This is a genomic window from Micromonospora sp. DT53, from assembly GCF_049841535.1.
In the GTDB taxonomy this organism is placed as follows: Bacteria; Actinomycetota; Actinomycetes; order Mycobacteriales; family Micromonosporaceae; genus Micromonospora.
Map to the genome: position 1 here is coordinate 23,648 of NZ_JBNCKM010000011.1, position 19,844 is coordinate 43,491.

Consider the following 19,844-nt stretch of genomic DNA (forward strand, 5'->3'; position numbering starts at 1 on the left):
CACACGCCTCGACCCGGACCTGTCTGGTTTACCGCGCTACGTTCGCCCTCGCCGGGTCCACGGTCAACCCGGTCGCGGCCTGGTAGCGGACCGGGATGGGGTCGGTGAGTTCCCCGACGAACGTCTCGTCGACGTGGTCGAGGAAACCGATGAGGGACCAGTCGTCGGCGGGTCCGGGGACCAGCCGGGGCGCGTACAGGTGCGGGTGCGCGAAGGGCTGGGCGGACGCGATGTCCCACGGTCCGAGGGTGGTCTCGCCGGTCGCCACCCAGATCCGGTGGTCGTCGCGCCGAGCGCTGCCGGTGGCGTCGGTGGAGAACAGCAGCAGCGGCTGCCCGTCGAGGACCGCGACCTGGGGCACCTCCAGGTGACCGAAGCCGGCCGGTGTCGACAGCGGCGGCGCGACGGTCCAGGTGACGAGGTCGGTGGAGGTGGCGTGGCCGACGACGCCTCGGGTGTTCGCCGGACCGGTGTTGGCGCGGGCGGTGACGAGCATGTGCCAACCCTCGCCGTCGGGGTCGGGGAACACCCAGGGGTCACGCCATGCCTGCTCGTACCACAGGTCCTTGTCCAGCAGCTCGTACCAGGTGGGGTCGGCCTGGACGATCGGTTCGGTGCCGTGCCGGTGCCAGGTCATGAGGTCGTCGGAGACGGCCAGTCCGATGCGTTGGACGAGCCCGTCCTCGGCGTGACCGACCCCGGTGTAGAACAGGTACCACAGTCCGTCCGGCCCGCGGACCGTGCAGCCCGTCCAGGTCGCCAGGTCGTCCCAGCTGGGCGCGTCGGCGGGGACCACGGCGTCGGCGACCAGGCGCCACGAGCGCAGGTCCGCCGAGACGGCGTGGCCGATGGTGGCCCGGCGGTGGCGTCGGTGCGGGTCGTGCAGGGCGCGGGAAGCGCGCAGGAAGAACACGTGCCAGAGGCCGTTGTCGTCCCTCGCGTACCAGCTGTCCCACACCCAGTGGTCGGGTAGACGAAGCATTGTCGGAACCTAGCACTAAACCGTTTTAGCGTCGGACAAGGCCAACCCGACGGTACGGGCCGGAGGGCCGGTGGTCAGCCGGCCGGCGGCGCGAGGGACCGGCGTCGGCGCAGTGGCATCGGAATCAGCGACGGCTCGGCGGCACCCCCGTCCAGGAGCAGTTCGACAGCGCGCCTCCCCATCTGCTCGTGCGGCAGCGCCGTGGTGGCCAGGCTGGGCCGCAACCAGGCGGCGATCGGGTCGTCGTCGAACGAGATCACCGAGATGTCCTCCGGGACGGTAAGCCCCGCCTCGCCGAGTGCCTGGTAGGCGCCGAAGGCCAGTCGGTCGTTCATGCAGATGATCGCGCTGGGTCGCTTCGGCTTGCTCAGCAGGCCGCGCATGGCTGCGTAACCGTGCTCGGGCAACCACTCGGTGCAGAAGCACTCGGCCAGGAGGCTGACGTCCGCCTCGTCCAGCGTCTGCCGGATGCCGTGCAGGCGGGCGCGGGCGGCGAGCGAGACCTCCGGGTCGTCCTCCTTGAGGCGGTTGCGGCCGATGAGCGCGATCGCGTCGCGGTGGCCAAGCTCCAGCAGGGCGGCGGCGACGGAGCGGCCGGCCCCCTCGTCGTCCGGGACCACGCTGGGCAGGCCGTCGGGACTGGTGGCGTTGAGCAGCACCACCGGACCGCCGAGGATGGCCGCCGGCACCGTCAGCCGTCGGGTCGCCATCGCCGCGTAGATCACCCCGTCGACCTGCCGGTCCAGGACGGCCTCGATGGCGTACTGCTCGAAGGTGGCATCGCCCTGCGTCTCGGTGATGAGCAGGACGTGGTCGCGTTCGCGGGCCGCGTCGAGGGCGCCGCGGATGAGGTCACCGGCGAACCGGGTGGTGGCCACGATGTCGGAGACGAACGCGATGGTGGCCGTCTTGCGGGTGCGCAGGCTGCGCGCGGCGAGGTTGGGCCGGTAGCCGAGCTCCTCGGCGGCGGCGAACACCCGCTGGTGCGCCTCGGCCGAGAGTCGGGTGCCCTCTCTGCCGTTGAGCACCATCGACGCGGCGGTCTTGGACAGCCCGGCCTTCCGCGCGACGTCGGCGAGTGTTGCTCTGTTGCGGCCCATCAGTCCTCCGAATCAGGCGCGGTGCCACAGGCGCCGCTCCCGCCCATCATGATGCGTCGCCGTCCGGGATTCAGCGCCGGTCACGTCGGCGTGGTGTGAACCCGACGTTTCCGCACCGTTGCCAAGTTGTCCTTGACAGCTTCCCGTGCCGCGCGCATGCTCTGCTAAATCAGTTTAGCGACCACTTCTGGTGCATCCAGAGGCGCCTTCGGTGGCCGTGCCGGGTTCTTTTCTGCTGACGGTACGGGTGCCGCGCCCGGGCGACAGCTCACGGCATACGTGTCGTGGCCGCCACCCGGTCGCGGTGGTCCCGGTGGAGCCGTCGCGCGGCCGTGGGTCGCGGGACGCGTGGAGATGTCAAGGAGTCATGAGATGGCAGAATTGCTGACAAAGTTTCCGCGACGGAGAACTGTGCTCCTCGCGTCGCTGTTGGCGGTCGGGATGACCGCGACGGCCTGTAGCGCCCCGGGCGAGGACCGGTCGTCGTCCCAGAAGTCCGATGCCGCCGTCAAGACGGAGCTGGGCACCGACCCGATCACCCTGGAGATGTACGCGGAGACCGGCTTCCCGCTGGCCAAGGCGCTGGCCGACGAGTTCTCCAAGCAGCACTCGAACGTCAAGTTCAACATCCGCGAGGACCAGTTCACGGTGATCGTGGAGAACGCGCCCCGGGTGATGGCCTCGGACAACTCGCCCGACATCATCCGGCTCCCCACAATGGTCGACCTGGTCAAGGACGACCTGCTCAAGAACCTCGACCCGTACTTCACCGCGTACGGGTGGGACAAGTTCCCCGCCTCGCAGCTCATGCAGTTGCGCGTCGGCGAGAACACCCGGGGCACCGGTTCGCTGTACGGGATGGGGCTCGGCTACAGCGTCACCGGCGTCTTCTACAACAAGAAGCTGGCCGGTCAGATCGGCATGACCCAGCCGCCGGCCACTGTCGCCGAGTTCGAGGAGTTGCTGGCCAAGGCGAAGACCGGCGGGGTTCAGCCGATCATGCAGTTCAACAAGAACACCGCGGGCATCAACTTCCCGCACCAGGCGCTGCAGAACCAGTTCGGCGAGCCGACCCAGGTCGCCGACTGGATCTTCCAGAAGCCGGGGGCCACGTTCGACACCCCGGCCGCCCTGAAGGCCACCCAGACCATCCAAAAGTGGGCGCAGGCCGGCTACTTCACCAAGGACGCCAACGCCCTGGACTACGCGGGCATGGTGGGGGAGTTCCAGAAGGGCAACGGCCTGTTCATGTTCAACGGTGACTGGGAGTCGGCCAACCTCGACAAGTCGATGCCCGGCAACGTGGGCTTCTTCCTCTTCCCCACGGAGTCCGCCGGTGGCAAGCACGTGGCAATGTCCGCCCCCAACACCTTCGGCGTTTCCGCCAAGGCCAAGAACCCGGACGCCGCCGCGTACTTCCTGAACTGGGTCCACACCAACGCCAAGGCCCGCGAGATCTCGGTGACCGTCGGCGGCTCCAGCCCCGGCGGCCCGAGTGACCTGCCGGTGCCGAGCGCCGCCCCGAACACCGTGCTGGCCGAGACCCTGAAGGCGTCCCAGCAGCTCGGTGCGGAGAACGGTGCGGTGGACTTCACCGCGAACGCGACAGGCGGCATCTTCGCCGCCGCGATCACGCCGGAGATGCAGAAGCTGATCGCCGGCCAGCAGACGCCCGAGGGGTACGTGAAGGCGGTCCAGGCCGAGTATCAGAAGGAACTGTCTCGATGACGTCTGCCCTCGGCAGCGCACCAACCGGGCGGGACGATCGTCGCGTTCGTCCCACCCCCACGCGGGCCCACCGGTTTCGGTGGGCCCGCGCGGCCGGGACCGGCTGGTTGTACGTCCTGCCCGCCCTGGTGATGTACGCGGTGTTCGTCCTGCGTCCGCTCGTCCTGACGTTCCAGTACTCGCTCTACGACTGGAACGGGATCGGGGTGGCCCGCTGGGTGGGCCTGGACAACTACCTCACCGTCTTCACCGACAGCGACCTGCTGAAGATCATCGGCAACGCGATAGTCCTGATCGTCTTCTTCAGCTTCATCCCCGTCGCGCTCGGGCTGTTGGTGGCCAGCATGGTTCGCCGGATCACCACCGGCGCGTTCGGCACCGTCGTCCGGACCATCCTGTTCCTGCCGCAGGTCATCCCCCTCGTGGCGGCGGGCATCGCGTGGAGCTGGCTGCTCTCGTCGAACGGCCTGGTCAACCAGGCGCTGCGCGCGGTCGGGCTGGGTGGCGTGGCCCGCGCCTGGCTCGGCGACTTCGACACGGCGCTGCCTGCCGTCGGCGTCATCGGAGCCTGGGTCCTGCTCGGCCTCTGCACGATCCTGCTGGTCACCGGCATGAGCAAGATCGATCCGGCGCTGTACGAGGCCGCCCGCCTGGACGGCGCCGGTCCGGTCCGCGAGTTCCTCGCCGTGACCCTGCCCAGCCTGCGGCAGGAGATCGGCGTCTGCCTCACCGTGACGATCATCGCGGCGCTGGCGAGCTTCGACATCGTCTACATCTCCACCAGCGGCGGACCCGGCCTGCAGACCACCGTGCCGGGCCTGGAGATCTACCGGCTGGCCTTCTCGCAGCGGCAGGTGGGGCTCGCCTCGGCGCTCGCTGTCGTACTCATGCTGCTGGTGCTGGCATGTGTGCTGCCGATCCAGCGCCTGAGCCGAGGAGAGAAGCCGTGAACCTGAGCCGACGCGAACAGGTGACCGGCCGCGTCTTCCTGATCGCCCTGATCGTCGTCACCCTGCTGCCGTTCGTGAGCATGCTGTCGGCGGCGCTACAGCCCCGGGGCACCGTGCCCAGCGGGCTCGAGTGGCCGTCCGACCCGCAGTGGGGGAACTTCGCCGACGCCTTCACCGCCGCGAACATGGGCGCCCTGCTCCGCTCCAGCCTGATCATCGTGGCCGGTGTCGTGCCGGTGTCGGTGCTCATCGCGACAATGGCCGGCTTCGGGCTCGGTCAGCTGCGCGTGCCCGGCGCCCGACTCGTCTTCGGTCTCTTCCTGCTGGGTCTGACCCTGCCGTTCGAGGCCGTCGTCACGCCGCTCTATTACCAGATGCAGGATCTCGGTCTGCTCAACACGCGCTGGGCCATCATCCTGCCGCTGATCGGCCTGTACATGCCGTTCGCGGTGTTCTGGATGCGGGCGCACTTCACAAACGTGCCTGTCGAGTTGTCCGAGGCGGCCCGGGTGGACGGCAGCAGCACGTGGCAGTTGTTCTGGCGGGTCCAGGTGCCGCTCGCCCGGCCGGCGATCGCCTCGCTGACGATCCTGATGTTCCTCTGGACATGGAACCAGTTCCTGCTCGCCATCGTCCTCGTGGACGACGCCAGCAAACGCACGATGGCCGGGGCGCTCGGCGCGTTCCAGGGCCAGTGGGGCACCGACCTGGTGCTGCTGTGTGCCGGGTCGCTGCTGATCCTCACCCCGACCCTCATCGTGTTCCTGATCTTCCAGCGACAGTTCATCAAGGCCCTGATCCAAGGGTCAGTGAAGGGGTAGGCAGTGGTCACACAGCCGCAGATCCACGGCGACGTCGACGATCGCTACGGGCGAGTCGCCGACGTCTTCCGCGACAACTTCACCTCCCGGGGAGAGGTCGGCGCCGCGGTCACCGTCTACGTGCGGGGCCGCAAGGTCGTCGACCTGTACGGCGGGATCGCCGACACCCGTACCGGGCGGCCCTGGGACGCGCACACGCCTGTCGTCGTCTTCTCCTGCACCAAGGGAATCCTGGCGATCTGTGCCTACCTGCTGGTGCAGCAGGGGCGGCTCGACCTCGATGCTCCCGTGACGCGCTACTGGCCGGAGTTCGGACAGCACGGCAAGGCGCACATCCCCGTGCGTTGGCTGCTCACGCACCAGGCCGGTCTGCCCGCGGTGGACCGACCCCTGACCCTCGACGAGGTCCTGGCGTGGGATCCGGTCATCAAGGCGATCGAGGCACAGGCCCCGCTGTGGGAGCCGGGCACCGCACACGGCTACCACTCGATGACCTACGGCTGGCTGGTCGGAGAGGTGATCCACCGCAGCACCGGTCAACTACCCGGCGCGTTCTTCGCCGACACCGTCGCGGATCCGCTCGGCCTGCACACCTGGCTCGGGCTTCCGGCCGCCGAGCGCGACACCGTCGCCTGGGGCCTGGCACCGCCCCCGGATCCCGACCCGTTCGAGGACCCGGTGGCCGAACGAGGCATCACCATGGGGGGCGCTTTCGCCTTTCCCGCCGACGCCAACGGCCTGGTGAGCTTCAACGACGACGCCATCCGGGCCGCCGGTGTCCCCGGCGCGGGCGCGGTGAGCACCGCCGACGGCCTCGCGCGCCTCTACGCCGCCTGTGTGTCGGACCTCCAGGGTGGACCGCTGCTCACTGCCGCCTCGGTGGACGACGCGGTCGTCGTCCGTTCGCGTGGGCAGCAGCGGCACGGCCCGCCGGACACCGGGCAGCGCTGGGGCACCGGCTTTCTGCTGCACTCCCCACCGGCCCGGCCCCTGCTGGGGGAGCGCAGCTTCGGCCACGACGGCGCGGGCGGGAACCTGGCCTTCGCCGACGCCGAGCATCAGGTGGGATTCGGCTACGTGGTCAACCAGATGCGCGGGATGGGCGACGACCGCGCCAACCAGTTAACCGCCGCCCTCAGAGCCTGCCTGAACGCCTAAGGCCGTCCGAGCCGGGCGCGCTCTCGGTGATCATGAAGTTATTGCCGTCAATGACGGCGTGTCATGGCAATAACTTCATGATCATCGGGGTTGGAGGTGTGGTGGGACTGTCCACTGTGGTGGGTTGGTTGGGTTACGGGGATACTTCGGGCGCGTTTCATTGATTGTCTTGACAGGGGTTGTTAGCGATAACACGATGGCTTTCACGCCGCTCTCGCGTTTGGAGCTCGCCTTGGTCTTGTCGGTCCGCTCGCGTGTTTTGAACTCCGGCCGCACGTTCGCTGTGGACAGGCTGAACGTCTTTGCCCGTCGGGCTCGGCGCGTGCCGGCTGGCCTGGTGTCCACAGTGGTCTCGCTACGTGTTCGTCCACTGTGTGCGTTCGCATCGGTGGCGGTTCTCGTCGGTGTGAGCCTGGTTGCCGGCCCCGCTGCCGCGCACGGCGGCGACGGATGGTCGCCCGGGTCGTCGTACACCTCGACCGACACCGGCGCCGGCACCTACTCGGTGCCGCTGCTCAACGCCGACGTGCCGGACATCAGCGTCGAGCGCGTACCGGCCGCCGAGAACGACGAGGGCCGCGACATCTACTACATGATCAGCACGACGATGCACCTGAGCCCGGGCGCGCCGATCATGAAGTCGTACGACCTCGTCAACTGGGAGATCGTCAACTACGTCTTCGACCGGGCGAGCATCGGCGACTCGTTCTCGCTGCGCAACGGCCAGAACTCGTACGGCCAGGGCCAGTGGGCGTCGTCGCTGCGATACCACGACGGCACGTTCTACGCCGTCTTCAACACCAACAACCTCAGCGGGGCCTACCTCTACCGCACCGACGACATCGAGAACGGCCCATGGCAGCGCACCGCCCTCGGCCGTGGCCTGCACGACCCGTCGCTGTTCTTCGACGTCGACGGCACGCCGTACATCTTCTACGGCTCCGGCGGCACCAGCGCGGTACGCCTCAACGCCGGCCTGACGGCCATCGCGCAGGACTACCCGAACATCTTCACGGCGAACAACTACGCCGGGCAGCCGTTCATCGGCGGGCTGTTCGAGGGGGCGCAGGTCTACCACATCGACGGCTGGTACTACGCCGTCATCATCACCTGGCCGTCCGGGCAGGGCCGCCAGGTCGTGATGTTCCGGTCGAAGGACCTGCTCGGGCGCTACACCTCCGCCGGTGGGGTCAACACCTACGAGGCGCGCGGAGTGCTCAACTCCAACGGCTTCGCGCAGGGCAGCCTGGTGCCGATCAGCCGTGCGGGCGGCGGGACCGACTGGCACGGCATGTTCTTCCGGGACACGTTCCCGATCGGCCGGATCCCGGCGCTCATCCCCGCGACCTGGCAGGACGGGTGGCCGACCTTCGGCACCAACGGGGTCGTGCCGGTCAACGGCCTGTTCGACAAGCCGATCCGGCTCAGCCCGGCCGAGGAGGCGTTCGAGCGGCAGAAGAGCATCGTCGCCTCGGACGACTTCGCCAACGACGCGCCGCACCGGGCGTACCAGGACGAGCAGTGGACGGTCCCCGCGCCGCTCGACCCGGCGGAGATCGCTCCGAACGGGTCACGGCTGGACCTGGCATGGGAGTGGAACCACGCCCCGGACAACAGGTACTGGTCACTCACCGACCGCGCAGGCTGGCTGCGGTTGACGGCCGGCAAGGTGGTCACCGGCCAGTACGTCTACACGAAGCTGTCCAACCGGGCCGAGCTCGCGTGGTTCGAAGAGGCCCGCAACACCCTCTCGCAGCGGACGTTCGGGCCGCGGCAGTCGGTCCAGACCCGGATGGACATCTCCGGGATGAAGAACGGCGACGTGGCGGGCCTGGCGGCCTACAACCGCGGATTCTCGTACGTGGCGGTGAAGCGCGTCGGTGGCGTCAACACCCTCGGCGTCGTGAACCGGTCGCAGCCGTTCGCGGTCGACCTGGACCAGTCGACGCTTGAGGACTTCGTGTCGGGCAGCACGGTGTCGCTGGACGCCGCGACCGAGGTGCACGTGAAGGCGGACCTCGACTTCTCCTCGCCGGTCGGCCAACTGTGGACGACGTTCTACTACAGCCTGGACGGGGTCCAGTGGACCCGGCTCGGCAACCGCGTCGGCCCGCAGGCGCTCGACGGCAGCCTGGCGCACTTCATGGGTCACCGGGTGGGCCTGTTCAACTACGCGACCCAGGAGACCGGCGGCCACGTCGACTTCGACGACTACCTGCTCAGCGACGTGCTGACCGCGCAGGCCCGGCCGCTGGACACCACAGCCCTCGACGCGGCCATCGCCCACGCGCAGTCGCTCGACGCGCGCCACTACCCGGCCGAGGCCTGGGCCGCGACGCAGTCCGCGCTCGCGGCGGCGACGTCGGCACGGGCCGGTCAGTTCGGCACCCAGAACCAGATCGACGCACCGGAGCGGGCGCTCAGCTACCAACTGGCCCGACTCGGCGTGCTGGCGGCGCTGCCCGCGACGGCCACCGCCCAGGTGCGCTGCCTGAGCGGCAGGGCGTACGTGGCGGTGCAGGCCCGCAACGACTCGGCCGAGCCGGTCGAGATCACCGTGGAGACCCCGTACGGGAACCGGTCGTTCGCGGCCGTCGCGTCGGGAGCGAACGTCTACCAGTCGTTCAACACGCGTGCGGCGTCGGTGCCGGCCGGCTCGGCGACGGTCCGGGTCACCGGCACGGTCGCCGCCCGGGACGTGACCACCGTCCACTCGGTGCAGCACCCCGCGAACGCCTGCGGCGGATAACCCCACCACGAGCCCTCGGCTCACCGACCAGCACCACCGGCGACCGGCCGGGCGGCGCGGAACAGCGGGTCTGTCCCGCGCCGCCGGCCACTGTCGGACCGGTGGCAGCGGTCGACCCCTGATGTCCGGACCATCCACGGAAGCACACCCACCGATCCCCCGTACACCGATGACCGCACGTCAGAGATGAAGGAGGATGTCTCGTGGAACAACGAATGCGACGGGCGACCCGAGGACGGGTCGCAGCGCTCGCGACAGTCGGCCTGATGCTGGCCACGGGGTTCGTCGCCCCGGCGGCGCCGGTCCAGGCCGCCGACACGAACCTCGTCGTCAACGGCGGGTTCGAGGACGGCCTGGCCAACTGGTTCGTCAACAACGGAAACGCCACCGACGGCGCCCAGTTGTCGGCCACGTCGGACGCCTACGCCGGCGCGAACGCCGCGCTGGTCACCAGCCGGACGACCACCGGATCCGGCCCGATGCAGGACCTCAGCGGCAAGGTACAGGCCGGCCAGGCGTACACCCTGACGGCCCGCATCAAGTACGAGAACGAGAGCGGACCGGCCACGAAGCAGTTCTTCGCCACCATGCACTACGGCGGTGGCACCTACACCAACCTGGTCAGCGTGACGGCGACGAAGGGCCAGTGGGCGCAGTTCAGTGGAACGTTCACGATCCCGACGACGCAGAGCGTGTCGACGGCGCGTCTGTTCTTCGAGACCCCGTGGACGAGCACGCCGTCCACGGACCCGGCCCTGCACCTCATGGACTTCAAGCTCGACGACGTGTCGGTGGTCGGCGCCGCGCCGCCCGCGCCGGCGTCGAAGACCATCGAGGTCGTCGGCAAGCTGCCGGGAGAGCACAACCCGTTGATCGGGCACAAGTTCGGGGCGGACGGCTTCGGCCTCGTGCACGACGGCCGGGTGTACATGTACATGACCAACGACACCCAGGGCTACGCCCCGAACCCGACCACTGGCGTCTCGCCGGGGATCAACTACGGCGACATCAACCAGATCACGGTGATCTCCTCGGAGGACCTCGTGAACTGGACGGACCACGGTGAGATCCAGGTCGCCGGCCCGAACGGGGTGGCCCCGTTCACCGCCAACTCGTGGGCTCCGGGCATCACCAAGAAGGTGGTGAACGGGGTGGAGAAGTTCTTCCTCTACTACGCCAACGGTGGTGGCTCCAGCAACGTGATCACGGGCGCGTCGCCGCTCGGTCCGTGGACCAGCGAGCGCACGAGCACGCTGATCGACGGTCGTACCCCCGGCGCCGAGGCCGTCGCGTGGAAGTTCGATCCGGCCCCGTTCGTCGACGACGACGGCCAGCCGTACCTCTACTTCGGCGGTGGTCCCGCGTCGACGAGCATGCCGCCGGCCGAGCGCTTCAACAACCCGAAGAACATCCGGGCGATCGAACTCGGCGACGACATGGTCTCGACCGAGGGGACGGCAGCGGTGGTCGACGCCCCGGTCGCCTTCGAGGCGGGTCACGTCTTCAAGCGCCAGGGCAAGTACTACTTCTCGTACTCCTCGCACTTCGGCGGGAACGACTTCGGTGGCAACCAGCAGCCGCTTCCGGGCTACCCCGGGGGTGGCCAGATCGGCTACATGATCTCCGACGGGCCGATGTCGTGGCCGAAGGAGACCTACGCCGGGGTGCTCTTCCCGAACCAGTCGCAGTTCTTCGGGTCCGGCACCGGTGGTAACAACCACCAGTCGGTGTTCGAGTTCGGCGGCAAGTACTACTTCACCTACCACGCCCCGACGCTCAACAAGCGCATCAACGGCAACACCACCCAGGGGTACCGCAGCCCGCACATCCAGGAACTGACCTTCAACCCGGACGGCACGATCCAGCAGGTCGTCGGCACCTACGCCGGTGTGGACCAGGTCCGGGACTTCGACCCGTACCGTGTCTTCGAGGCCGAGACCTTCGGCTGGAGCAAGGGCGTCGCGACCGTGAAGGTCGACGGCAGCTCCGCGCAGTTCGGTGGCGCGGCGCCGAACCTGGTGGTCCGTGACATCGACAACGGCGACTGGACGGCGCTGTCCTCGGTGAACTTCGGGGACAACGGCGCGCAGAGCCTGACCGCGCGGGTGCGTGCGCTCGCCGCCGGCGGGCAGGTCCAGGTCCGGCTGGACGACGTCAACGGTCCCGTCGTCGGCACGGTCGCGGTGGACACGCCGGTCGGACAGTGGGCCGAGGTGACCGCCGAGCTTGAGGGCGTCAGCGGCGTGCACGACGTCTACTTCACCTACACCGGCCCGGCCGGCGTCGACCTCGTCGAGATCGACAACTGGGCCTTCGCGGCGGCCAGCGCCGACCTGCCCGTCACGCTCAGCGCGTCGACGCGGTGCGTGGGCGGCAAGGTGTACGTGGCGGTGCAGGCGCGCAACGACCATGACGTGCCGGTGGGCATCACCCTGGAGACGCCGTACGGCGAGCGGTCGTTCACGGCCGTCGCGCCGGGCGGGAACGCCTACCAGTCGTTCAACACCCGTGCCGTGTCGGTGGCGGCGGGTTCGGCGACGGTCCGGGTGACCGGGGCGATCGGCGGACAGGACGTGACGACCGTCCGCACCGTGCAACACCCCGTCGGCACCTGCGGCGGATAACCCCTCATGGCGGAGAACGGAGATCAGATGAACACATACAAACGGCGGCAGATGCTCGCGGCCTGCGCCGTCGGCGCCGTGCTGACCGGGGCGGCGGTGCTGCCGTCGCCCGCACTGGCCGAACCCGGTGACGACGCCAGCGTGCGGGTCACCGTCGACATCGACGAGATCAGGGAGCCGGGCGTGCTCGCCCTGTCGATTGCCGGCGACGCGGTCGCGCTGTCCGAGGACGGCTCGACCCTGCTGGTTCGCCAGTTCGTCGGTACGCTGCCGACGGTGACGGTCACCGACACCCGCGCCGCCGACGAGGTGCCCGACGGCGCCAGCTGGGCGGTGCTCGGCAGCGCGACCGACTTCGCGGGCACCGCCGGTCAGGCGCCGATCACCGCCGACCACCTCGGCTGGAAGCCGCGCCTGCTCGACGGCGGGGAGACCGGCCTGGTCAGCGAGGGCGAGGAGGTGGTGACCAGCTTGGACGAGGCCACCCAGCCGGGTAACAATGTCGGCCTCGTCGACCAGGAGCTGTTGGTCTCTGCCTTCGACTCCAAGACCGTCGTCAGCGACTCGTACTCGGTGAACGCCGACCTGTATCTGCGGACCCCCGCGGAGGTCGCCGCCGGCGAGTACAGCTCCACGCTCACGCTCTCACTGTTCGAGTAGTGGCCTGGGCGGGGGCCCGGATCGGGCCCCCGCCCAGCCCTGTGCCGAAGGGCCGTCCCATGACCGTCACCCCGCTGCGCCGGGCGCTCGTCGTCCTCGCCGTCGCGTCCCTCACGGTCGCGGTCGCGCCGACCGCGGCGGTCGCGGAACCGGACCCGAAGGCCCTGACCTGGACGGTCCAGCCGGCCACCGCGAGTGGCCCGGACCAACGCCGGTGGATCAACGCCAGCCTCGACCCGGGGCAGGCCGTGACCGAGCACCTGGCGGTACGGAACTTCAGCCGCACCGCGGTCGCCTTCTCCCTGAAGGCCGCCGACGGCTACCTCACCGACAAGGGCCGCTTCAACATGCTGTCGTCCGACCGGCCCTCGGTCGACGGCGGCACCTGGATCGACGTGCAGGAGAAGGTCACCGTCGGTCCCAACGAGACGCGGGTGGTGCCGTTCAGGATCACGGTGCCGAAGGGCGCCACACCTGGCGACCACCCGGCCGGCATCGCCGCGACCGTCACCAGCACCGGAGGCACGGTCAACGTCGAGAGCCGCGTCGGGTTCCGGGTCATGCTGCGGGTCAACGGCGACGCACGGGCGGCCCTGGCCGTGCGGGGCCTCGGCGTCACGTACTCCCCGTCGTGGAATCCCTTCACCGGTGGCACGGTGCGGGTCCGCTACACCGTCGAGAACGACGGCAACGTCTGGGTCAGCGGAACGAGTCGGGTGGCGATGTCCGACCTCCTGGGCCGGACCAGCCACGACGCCACAAGCGCCGTCGAGGAGTTGCTTCCCGGCGGCGCTCGGAAGGTGCAGACCCGGGCCGGCGGCGTCTGGGCCCTGGGGCGCCTCCGCACGACCGTCACCACGGCACCGACGCCGCTCGGCGACGGCCAGGCCGGGGTCGACAGCCGACCGGCCTCCGCCACCGTCACCACCTGGGTCGTACCGTGGGCGCAGCTCGCGCTGCTGCTTCTGCTCGCCGGCTTGGTCGTGGGTCTGCGGGCGACGGCCCGGCACCGGCGGCGTCGGCTGGCCGGGCTGCTGGCCCGCGCCCGCCAGGAGGGCCAGGAGTCCGTGCTCGTCGGGGCCGCGCCCGTCGGAGCCGAGCCCGACGCGGGCGACGCCCCCCGGTAACCGTCGACGCGTTCGGATCGCGCCGCCGGACCGCGGCGGGGCGCCGCCCGGTCCGCGACCTTAGGGCTTGGCCTGGTGGAGCAGCCAGCGCAGGATGCTGGCGTCCTCGTAGGTCGGTCCGAAGGCCGCGTGGTAGTCCGGCAACGAGAAGGCGGCATCGGCGTACTCGGTGTAACGCACCAGGTCGGCGGCCTGCTCGGGCGTCTTACCCCGGGTGACGTACGCCTGCCGCAGCACAGCCGTGGAGTTGCGCGCGCCCGAGACGTTGAGCAGGTGGTCGTGCTCGCCGTGCGTGATCCACACCGGTACCTCGGCCGCCGCGATGGCGGTCGCCTGGGTGGCGTTGACGGGGAAACCACCGGTCACCAAACCGCCGGCGAACAGGTCCGGGCGCTTGGCGAACGCTTCCCAGAGCAACTGGGAGCCGTACGAGACGGTGGTCGCGTACACCCGGTGGGTGTCCACCGCGAACTGGCCGACGAACTGGTCGAGCAGCTTGACCAGCAGATCCGCCTCGGCGGGCCCCCCGACCCGTTGGTGCTGGGGCGCCAGGACGATGACGTCCTCGGAGGTGCCGGTCCACCGCGGTTGCAGCCACGCGGTCGCCGGGATGTCGGCGGCGAGTTGGACACCGAGGTTGTCGCCGTCCCAGCCCATCCCGTGACCGGGCAGGACGACCATCAGTGGGTACTTACGCCCCGGCTGGTAGTTCTTCGGCAGGTGGTAGTGGTACGGCAGAACCATCCCGCCACTGAGGAACGAGCCGTAGGTGAACTCGTCGACCAGTTGGTCTACCGGTTTCGCGGTGACCGGTCGGGATTCGCGCGGGGTGGCCCGGGCGAGCACCGGCCCCTTGCCGACCCCGCGACCGGGCTGGCCATGCACGTCCCTGCGTTGTACGACCCGGGTCGGCAGCTCGGGATTGACCTTCACCGTGCAGAGGAAGGTCGGGCACTTGGAGACGATGACCGTCGAGCCGCCGGTGTCGGCGGGGTCCAGCTCGACGATGACGTACCTGCCCGGCGCCGATCGGTGGTCGGCGCGGGTGCCCGGCGACCCGTTGGTGTAGGTGTGGGTGACGGTCCGGTCGGCGAGCTTCGGCAGGTCCTCGATGGGGTTGAAGCGGAAGTTGTAAATGGTGTCGGTCACCGAGAACGTGGCGGTGTCGAGGGTGCGGGGGTTGACCGTGGCGCCGTACTCGATCGCCACCGCCGAGACCTTCTGGCCGTACGTGTAGACGGTGGTGATCGGGGTGATGCTGCGGATTCCGTCCGCGGTGCCACGGCTGTCGCTCGCGCTGCCGTACGCGGTGCCGGAGGCGCCGGCCAGGACGAGGGTGGCGGCGAGTGGGATCAGTCCTTTTCGCAGTCTCATGCGGGTCCTTCCTCGGAGGTGGTGCGCTCAGCCAGCGATCCCGCACCGGACCGGGAGTGGGACGGGGTCGGAGAGAGCCGGCCGCTGAACCGATTTAGCAGAGCATCGACGGTAGCCCGGGCGGTGTCAATGCCGAGGGCTGCAACAAACCTGCAAGCGTCAGCTATTGCCTTCACGGAAACCGCTTTCCTACGATTGCGTCACATCGATGTTTCCGTTATGGATCGCGCGAGCGGCGTCACCGGGCAGGCCCCGCTCGCGCGGCGGATCCCCGCTTCCACCAGGGCGCGAGAGATCTCGATGACATTTTCGCGATTGACTGTCGCCAATTCTTGTATGACGTCTGTCGGCAGGTGCGGTCGCGATGACCGTCGAGGCGAAGCCTGGAACGAGACGAATGCGAAGGTGAGGCGACATGAGACGACCAGTCGTGTGGCGACGTCAGGCGGTACTGGCCGCAGCGGCCATGGTGATCGCGGTCGGGGTGGCCCTGCCGACCCCCCGCGCGTCGGCGGCGGTGAGCAGCGCCACCGGCTACGCCACCCAGAACGGCGGGACCACCGGCGGCGCGGGCGGGCAGACGGTACGGGCCACCACGGGCACGGCGATCCACGCCGCGCTGTGCGGTCGGGCCAGCAGCAGCACCCCGATCACCATCGAGGTCACCGGGACCATCAACCACGGCAACACCAGCAAGGTGTCCGGGTCGAGCTGTAACACCGCGGCGGGCGTGATCGAGCTCAAGCAGATCAGCAACGTCACAATCATCGGGGTCGGCAGCGGTGCCGTCTTCGACCAGCTCGGCATCCACATCCGTGACTCCAGCAACATCATCATCCAGAACGTCACCGTGCGGAACGTCAAGAAGTCGGGCTCGCCCACGTCGAACGGTGGGGACGCCATCGGCATGGAGAGCACGGTCCGCAACGTCTGGGTCGACCACGTCAACCTGGAGGCGTCGGGCGGGGAGTCCGAGGGGTACGACGGCCTCTTCGACATGAAGGACAACACCCAGTACGTGACGCTGTCCTACAGCGTCCTGCGCAACTCCGGTCGCGGCGGCCTCGTCGGATCCAGCGAAAGTGACCTGTCGAACGGCTTCATCACGTACCACCACAACCTCTACGAGAACATCGACTCCCGGACGCCGCTGCTGCGCGGCGGTGTCGCCCACATCTACAACAACCACTACGTGAGCCTGCACGAGTCGGGTATCAACTCCCGGGCGGGAGCCAGGGCCCGGGTGGAGAACAACTACTTCCGCGACTCCAAGGACGTCCTGGGCACCTTCTACACCAACGAGCGCGGCTACTGGCAGGTCGCCGGCAACGTCTTCGACAACGTGACCTGGTCCAGCGCCGGCAGCGAGAACTACCCGGCCGGCCCCAACCCGACCTCCAACACGACGGTCAGCATCCCGTATTCGTACAGCCTCGACGGGGCGAGTTGCGTGCCGGACGTCGTCCGCCAAACCGTCGGCGCCAACACGGGCCTGAAGGTGTCCAACGGCAGTTGCTCGCCGCAGACCCCGCCGCCCTCCACCCCGCCGCCCACCACCCCTCCGCCCACCAGCGGGACCAACCTCAGCCTCGGCGCCGGCGCCGACGGCTCCAGCAAGGCCAGCGGGACCAGCTACGGCGACGTGCGCGACGGCAACCTGGGCACCTACTGGTCACCGGCCGGATCGACAGGCACGATCTCGATCAAGTGGGGCTCGGCGACCCGGGTGTCCCGAGTGGTGATCCGCGAGCCGTCCGGCACCCAGGGCTCCATCGGGTCCTGGCAGCTGATCAACAACGACAACGGAGCTGTCCTGGCCTCCGGCAGCGGGGCCGGTTCGACCACCTTCTCCGCGACCGCGATGAGCAAGATCAATTTTAAGATCAACAGCTCCAGCGGTACGCCCCGGATCGGCGAGTTCGAGACTTACGCCAGCTAGGGCCTGGACACGGGCGGGAGCGACGGGCCGAGCCGCTCCCGCCCGCCGGCGCCCATCACGACTCGGTGGCCGGCAGGGTGTCCATGAAGGAGCTGACCGAGAAGACCGCTCGGCCCGGCCCGGCGGGGCCGTACCCGGGCGGGCTGGACAGGCCGTGGGCCTCCATGGTCGCCCGGTAGACCTCCAGCAGGCGGACGTGGTATTCGAGCGGCGCGCCCTGCGGGTTCGTCCGGCCGAGCGGTGTGGTGGGCTCCGGGCACCAGGTGGTGAACCGGGGCGTGATCCTCCGGGACATGAAGTACTCAAGCCCTTCGGCGGTGGAGTCGATCGCCTCGTCGACGCTCGTGGAACTTCATGTCAAGACCGAGTCGGTCACGAGCTCTGTTTCCGGATGAGGGCCAACAGGGCGGCGTGCGTCCGCTCGTCCGCGGCCGCGACGAGACCGTCCCCACCGGTGTGCGCCGGCCGGCCGTCGAGCCCGGTGACCACGCAACCGGCCGCCTGGCAGAGCGCGATTCCGGCCGCGAAGTGGACGCTGTTGCGCAAGTCGTGGCGGTCCGTCACGTAGGCGGCCCGGCGACCGGCGGCGACCCAGGCCACGGCCAGGCTGGTGGAGACCACCCGAGGGCGGAACCGTTCGAGGAAGCCCTCGTCCGCGAGCATGCGGGCGGCCAGGAAGACGTCCCGGTTGGGGAAGGGTGGGTCGAGATTGACGTCGACAAGCGTCGACTCGGCCGACGGGACGAGGCGCTCGTCCGTCCCCGCACCGCGGACGTACGCGGCGGCGCCGTCGGTCCAGAACACCTCATCGGCGAACGGATCGGCCGAGGCTGCCACGACGACGTCCGACCCGGTGCGCAGGGCGACGTTGACCGAGGCCAGGGTGGTCCGCGCGGCAAAGTTCAACGTCCCGCACAGGGGGTCGACCAACCAGGTGCGTCCGTTGTCGCCAGTACCCGTCCGCCCACTTTCCTCGGCCATCACGGCGTCGTCCGGACGCCCCGCGCGCAGGACGTCGAGGATGGCCTGCTCGGCCTCGACGTCGGCGGAGGTGGCGAAGTCACCGCCGGTCTTCATGACGCGTGTCAGTGCCGAGCCGTACCGGGAGCGGACAACTGCGGCTCCAGCTTCCGCCGCCGCGATGGCCAGCGCATGGTCTGTGATCGACATGCACGAACCATAGGAGTAGTTGGCAACGTCGATGACGGCCGCACGGTCAGGAAATCGCTGCCTTCACCAGCTCGGTGATCTTCTTCTCCACGGCCGGGCTCCACTGCTGCAACGCGTACGCCACCGGCCAGAGGTCGCCGTCATCGAGGTTGGCCGCGTCCTGGAAGCCCACCGTCGAGTACCGGTAGTTGAACTTGCCGGAGTCCTGGAAGAAGACGACGATCTTGCCTTCCTCGTTCGCGTAGGCGGGCATCCCGTACCAGGTCTTCGGCGCCAGGCCCGGGGCGGCGGCGGTCACCGCCACGTGCACGCGCTCGGCGAGCGCGCGGTCCTCCGGCTCCATCTGCGCGATCCGGTCGAGGACGGCTTGCAGTCCGTCGGCCTTCTTGGCGCCCTTCTTGCCCTCGGCGCGCAGTTCGTCGGCGCGCTCCTTCATGGCGGCCCGCTCCTCGGGGCTGAAGCCGTCGGACACGGTCGTGGTCTTCGCGGGCATTCTGGGGCTCCCTCTCGTCGCCGGGTTCGGCGTGCTGCCGTTCACCTGGGGAAAGGCTAGGTCGCTCGGCGGTCTCGGGCTTCTCGATTCCTGACCGGTTCGAAGCCGGACCGCGGCTGGGGTCCTCAGGCCCTGGATTTGCTGGTCAGCGTGCTCGGTGGCTAGGTTTGTCGGCTTGAACAGAACGATCGTTCCAGGGGGCCGTCATGAACAGCACCGCCGATCGGATGGCGGGGGCGTACTTCGACGCCTTCGAGACGCTCTGCAGGGTGACCCCGAAGGGTGGGTACGCCGAGCGAGGCACCGCCCGCGCGGGGGTGACCCAGGCCGGCGTCGCGACGCTCAACGCGGCCTACGACAGGTCCACCGAGCCGGATCTGAGGTCGCTCGACGAGATGGCGACCGAGGTCGGCGGGCAGGCGGCACACTGGTCGATCATCGTTCGGGGTGCGGCGGGCGACCAGGTCGCTGACCTCGCGGCCCGGCACGGCCTCCTCGAACGCGCCGAGCTGCCCCTGCTGGCCTGCGCGGTGGACGACCTCACCTTCCGTGCCGGCTCGGCAGACCAACCGTCGGTGCGCCAGGTCGGCGCCGTCGAGAACGACCTCTACACCGAGGCCCTCACCCGGAGCTTCGAGGTTCCCGGCGGCCTCTTCGGGTCGCTGATGGGTGGTGCCGTGCTCGACGCCGGCCCCATCACCGGCTACCTGGCCGAGGAGTCCGGTCGGCCCGTCGGCACCGGGCTCGGGATGCGTACCTCCGGGGTGGTCGGCGTGTTCAACATCGCCGTCGTGCCGTCCGCCCGGGGTCGTGGCCTGGGCCGGGTGATCACCGAGACCGTTCTGCGGGACGGCATCGCGGCCGGCGCGGACGCTGCCTACCTGCACACCAGCGCGATGGGACGGCCGCTCTACGAGTCGATGGGCTTCACGCTCGTGGAGACCTGGACCATGTTTCACGCAGGCTGAC

General features: G+C 69.4%; 16 protein-coding genes. 10 read left to right on the forward strand and 6 right to left on the reverse strand.

What is annotated here, in order from left to right:
• Positions 1 to 28 precede the first annotated feature (28 nt).
• Both ACLQ3B_RS28590 and ACLQ3B_RS28595 read right to left on the reverse strand, forming a co-directional pair.
• Positions 29 to 982 carry a family 43 glycosylhydrolase gene (locus tag ACLQ3B_RS28590; protein WP_425783799.1) on the reverse strand — a complete coding sequence of 318 codons (954 nt, stop codon included), beginning with the start codon at positions 980 to 982 and terminating at the stop codon, positions 29 to 31.
• A 74-nt stretch (positions 983 to 1,056) separates the two neighbouring features.
• Positions 1,057 to 2,082, reverse strand: a complete 1,026-nt coding sequence (locus ACLQ3B_RS28595) for a LacI family DNA-binding transcriptional regulator (RefSeq protein ID WP_425783800.1) — start codon at positions 2,080 to 2,082, stop codon at positions 1,057 to 1,059.
• A 372-nt stretch (positions 2,083 to 2,454) separates the two neighbouring features.
• On the opposite strand from ACLQ3B_RS28595, the gene ACLQ3B_RS28600 reads away from it, so the two are divergent.
• The 8 genes from ACLQ3B_RS28600 to ACLQ3B_RS28635 all read left to right on the forward strand — a co-directional run bounded on the left by ACLQ3B_RS28600 (position 2,455) and on the right by ACLQ3B_RS28635 (position 13,899).
• A complete protein-coding gene (locus tag ACLQ3B_RS28600; protein WP_425783801.1) occupies positions 2,455 to 3,810 on the forward strand; it encodes an ABC transporter substrate-binding protein in 1,356 nt (451 codons plus the stop codon).
• Positions 3,807 to 4,760: a carbohydrate ABC transporter permease gene (locus ACLQ3B_RS28605; protein ID WP_425783802.1), complete on the forward strand. Its 954-nt coding sequence runs from the start codon at positions 3,807 to 3,809 to the stop codon at positions 4,758 to 4,760. Before ACLQ3B_RS28600 ends, ACLQ3B_RS28605 begins: the two co-directional genes overlap by 4 nt.
• Positions 4,757 to 5,581 (forward strand): carbohydrate ABC transporter permease, encoded by an 825-nt coding sequence (locus ACLQ3B_RS28610; RefSeq protein ID WP_425783803.1) that lies wholly within the window; start codon positions 4,757 to 4,759, stop codon positions 5,579 to 5,581. The genes ACLQ3B_RS28605 and ACLQ3B_RS28610 overlap by 4 nt, the downstream gene beginning before the upstream one ends.
• A gap of 3 nt (positions 5,582 to 5,584) precedes the next feature.
• Positions 5,585 to 6,739 carry a serine hydrolase domain-containing protein gene (locus ACLQ3B_RS28615; protein ID WP_425783804.1) on the forward strand — a complete coding sequence of 385 codons (1,155 nt, stop codon included), beginning with the start codon at positions 5,585 to 5,587 and terminating at the stop codon, positions 6,737 to 6,739.
• Between the two features lie 388 nt (positions 6,740 to 7,127).
• Positions 7,128 to 9,488 (forward strand): glycoside hydrolase family 43 protein, encoded by a 2,361-nt coding sequence (locus ACLQ3B_RS28620; protein WP_425783805.1) that lies wholly within the window; start codon positions 7,128 to 7,130, stop codon positions 9,486 to 9,488.
• A gap of 203 nt (positions 9,489 to 9,691) precedes the next feature.
• Complete coding sequence (locus tag ACLQ3B_RS28625) at positions 9,692 to 12,112, forward strand: family 43 glycosylhydrolase (RefSeq protein WP_425783806.1); 2,421 nt, start codon at positions 9,692 to 9,694, stop codon at positions 12,110 to 12,112.
• Positions 12,113 to 12,139: 27 nt separating this feature from the next.
• A complete protein-coding gene (locus ACLQ3B_RS28630) occupies positions 12,140 to 12,772 on the forward strand; it encodes a hypothetical protein (protein WP_425783807.1) in 633 nt (210 codons plus the stop codon).
• A gap of 59 nt (positions 12,773 to 12,831) precedes the next feature.
• The gene (locus ACLQ3B_RS28635) at positions 12,832 to 13,899 is read left to right on the forward strand and encodes a hypothetical protein (RefSeq protein ID WP_425783808.1); all 1,068 of its coding nucleotides are present in this window, start codon (positions 12,832 to 12,834) and stop codon (positions 13,897 to 13,899) included.
• Positions 13,900 to 13,959: 60 nt separating this feature from the next.
• On the opposite strand, the gene ACLQ3B_RS28640 is transcribed toward ACLQ3B_RS28635, so the two are convergent.
• A complete protein-coding gene (locus ACLQ3B_RS28640) occupies positions 13,960 to 15,273 on the reverse strand; it encodes a hypothetical protein (RefSeq protein ID WP_425783809.1) in 1,314 nt (437 codons plus the stop codon).
• Between the two features lie 415 nt (positions 15,274 to 15,688).
• On the opposite strand from ACLQ3B_RS28640, the gene ACLQ3B_RS28645 reads away from it, so the two are divergent.
• Entirely contained in the window at positions 15,689 to 17,212 is a 1,524-nt protein-coding gene (locus ACLQ3B_RS28645) for a pectate lyase family protein (RefSeq protein ID WP_425783810.1), read from the forward strand.
• Between the two features lie 55 nt (positions 17,213 to 17,267).
• On the opposite strand, the gene ACLQ3B_RS28650 is transcribed toward ACLQ3B_RS28645, so the two are convergent.
• The 3 genes from ACLQ3B_RS28650 to ACLQ3B_RS28660 all read right to left on the reverse strand — a co-directional run bounded on the left by ACLQ3B_RS28650 (position 17,268) and on the right by ACLQ3B_RS28660 (position 18,875).
• Complete coding sequence (locus tag ACLQ3B_RS28650; RefSeq protein ID WP_425783811.1) at positions 17,268 to 17,507, reverse strand: hypothetical protein; 240 nt, start codon at positions 17,505 to 17,507, stop codon at positions 17,268 to 17,270.
• Positions 17,508 to 17,584: 77 nt separating this feature from the next.
• Positions 17,585 to 18,382 (reverse strand): inositol monophosphatase family protein, encoded by a 798-nt coding sequence (locus tag ACLQ3B_RS28655; RefSeq protein WP_425783812.1) that lies wholly within the window; start codon positions 18,380 to 18,382, stop codon positions 17,585 to 17,587.
• 46 nt (positions 18,383 to 18,428) lie between these two features.
• Positions 18,429 to 18,875, reverse strand: coding sequence for an iron chaperone (locus ACLQ3B_RS28660; RefSeq protein ID WP_425783813.1), 447 nt, complete (start codon positions 18,873 to 18,875; stop codon positions 18,429 to 18,431).
• A 206-nt stretch (positions 18,876 to 19,081) separates the two neighbouring features.
• On the opposite strand from ACLQ3B_RS28660, the gene ACLQ3B_RS28665 reads away from it, so the two are divergent.
• Entirely contained in the window at positions 19,082 to 19,843 is a 762-nt protein-coding gene (locus ACLQ3B_RS28665) for a GNAT family N-acetyltransferase (protein ID WP_425783814.1), read from the forward strand.
• The last annotated feature ends 1 nt before the right edge of the window (position 19,844 follow it).

Bases quoted from the DNA above. Each gene is read 5' to 3' on its own strand.
- ACLQ3B_RS28655 (WP_425783812.1), bottom strand. From the start codon at position 18,382: ATGTCGATCACAGACCATGCGCTGGCCATCGCGGCGGCGGAAGCTGGA.
- ACLQ3B_RS28660 (WP_425783813.1), bottom strand. From the start codon at position 18,875: ATGCCCGCGAAGACCACGACCGTGTCCGACGGCTTCAGCCCCGAGGAG.
- ACLQ3B_RS28600 (WP_425783801.1), top strand. From the start codon at position 2,455: ATGGCAGAATTGCTGACAAAGTTTCCGCGACGGAGAACTGTGCTCCTC.
- ACLQ3B_RS28630 (WP_425783807.1), top strand. From the start codon at position 12,140: ATGAACACATACAAACGGCGGCAGATGCTCGCGGCCTGCGCCGTCGGC.
- ACLQ3B_RS28650 (WP_425783811.1), bottom strand. From the start codon at position 17,507: ATGTCCCGGAGGATCACGCCCCGGTTCACCACCTGGTGCCCGGAGCCC.
- ACLQ3B_RS28595 (WP_425783800.1), bottom strand. From the start codon at position 2,082: ATGGGCCGCAACAGAGCAACACTCGCCGACGTCGCGCGGAAGGCCGGG.
- ACLQ3B_RS28640 (WP_425783809.1), bottom strand. From the start codon at position 15,273: ATGAGACTGCGAAAAGGACTGATCCCACTCGCCGCCACCCTCGTCCTG.
- ACLQ3B_RS28605 (WP_425783802.1), top strand. From the start codon at position 3,807: ATGACGTCTGCCCTCGGCAGCGCACCAACCGGGCGGGACGATCGTCGC.
- ACLQ3B_RS28635 (WP_425783808.1), top strand. From the start codon at position 12,832: ATGACCGTCACCCCGCTGCGCCGGGCGCTCGTCGTCCTCGCCGTCGCG.
- ACLQ3B_RS28645 (WP_425783810.1), top strand. From the start codon at position 15,689: ATGAGACGACCAGTCGTGTGGCGACGTCAGGCGGTACTGGCCGCAGCG.
- ACLQ3B_RS28590 (WP_425783799.1), bottom strand. From the start codon at position 982: ATGCTTCGTCTACCCGACCACTGGGTGTGGGACAGCTGGTACGCGAGG.
- ACLQ3B_RS28665 (WP_425783814.1), top strand. From the start codon at position 19,082: ATGAACAGCACCGCCGATCGGATGGCGGGGGCGTACTTCGACGCCTTC.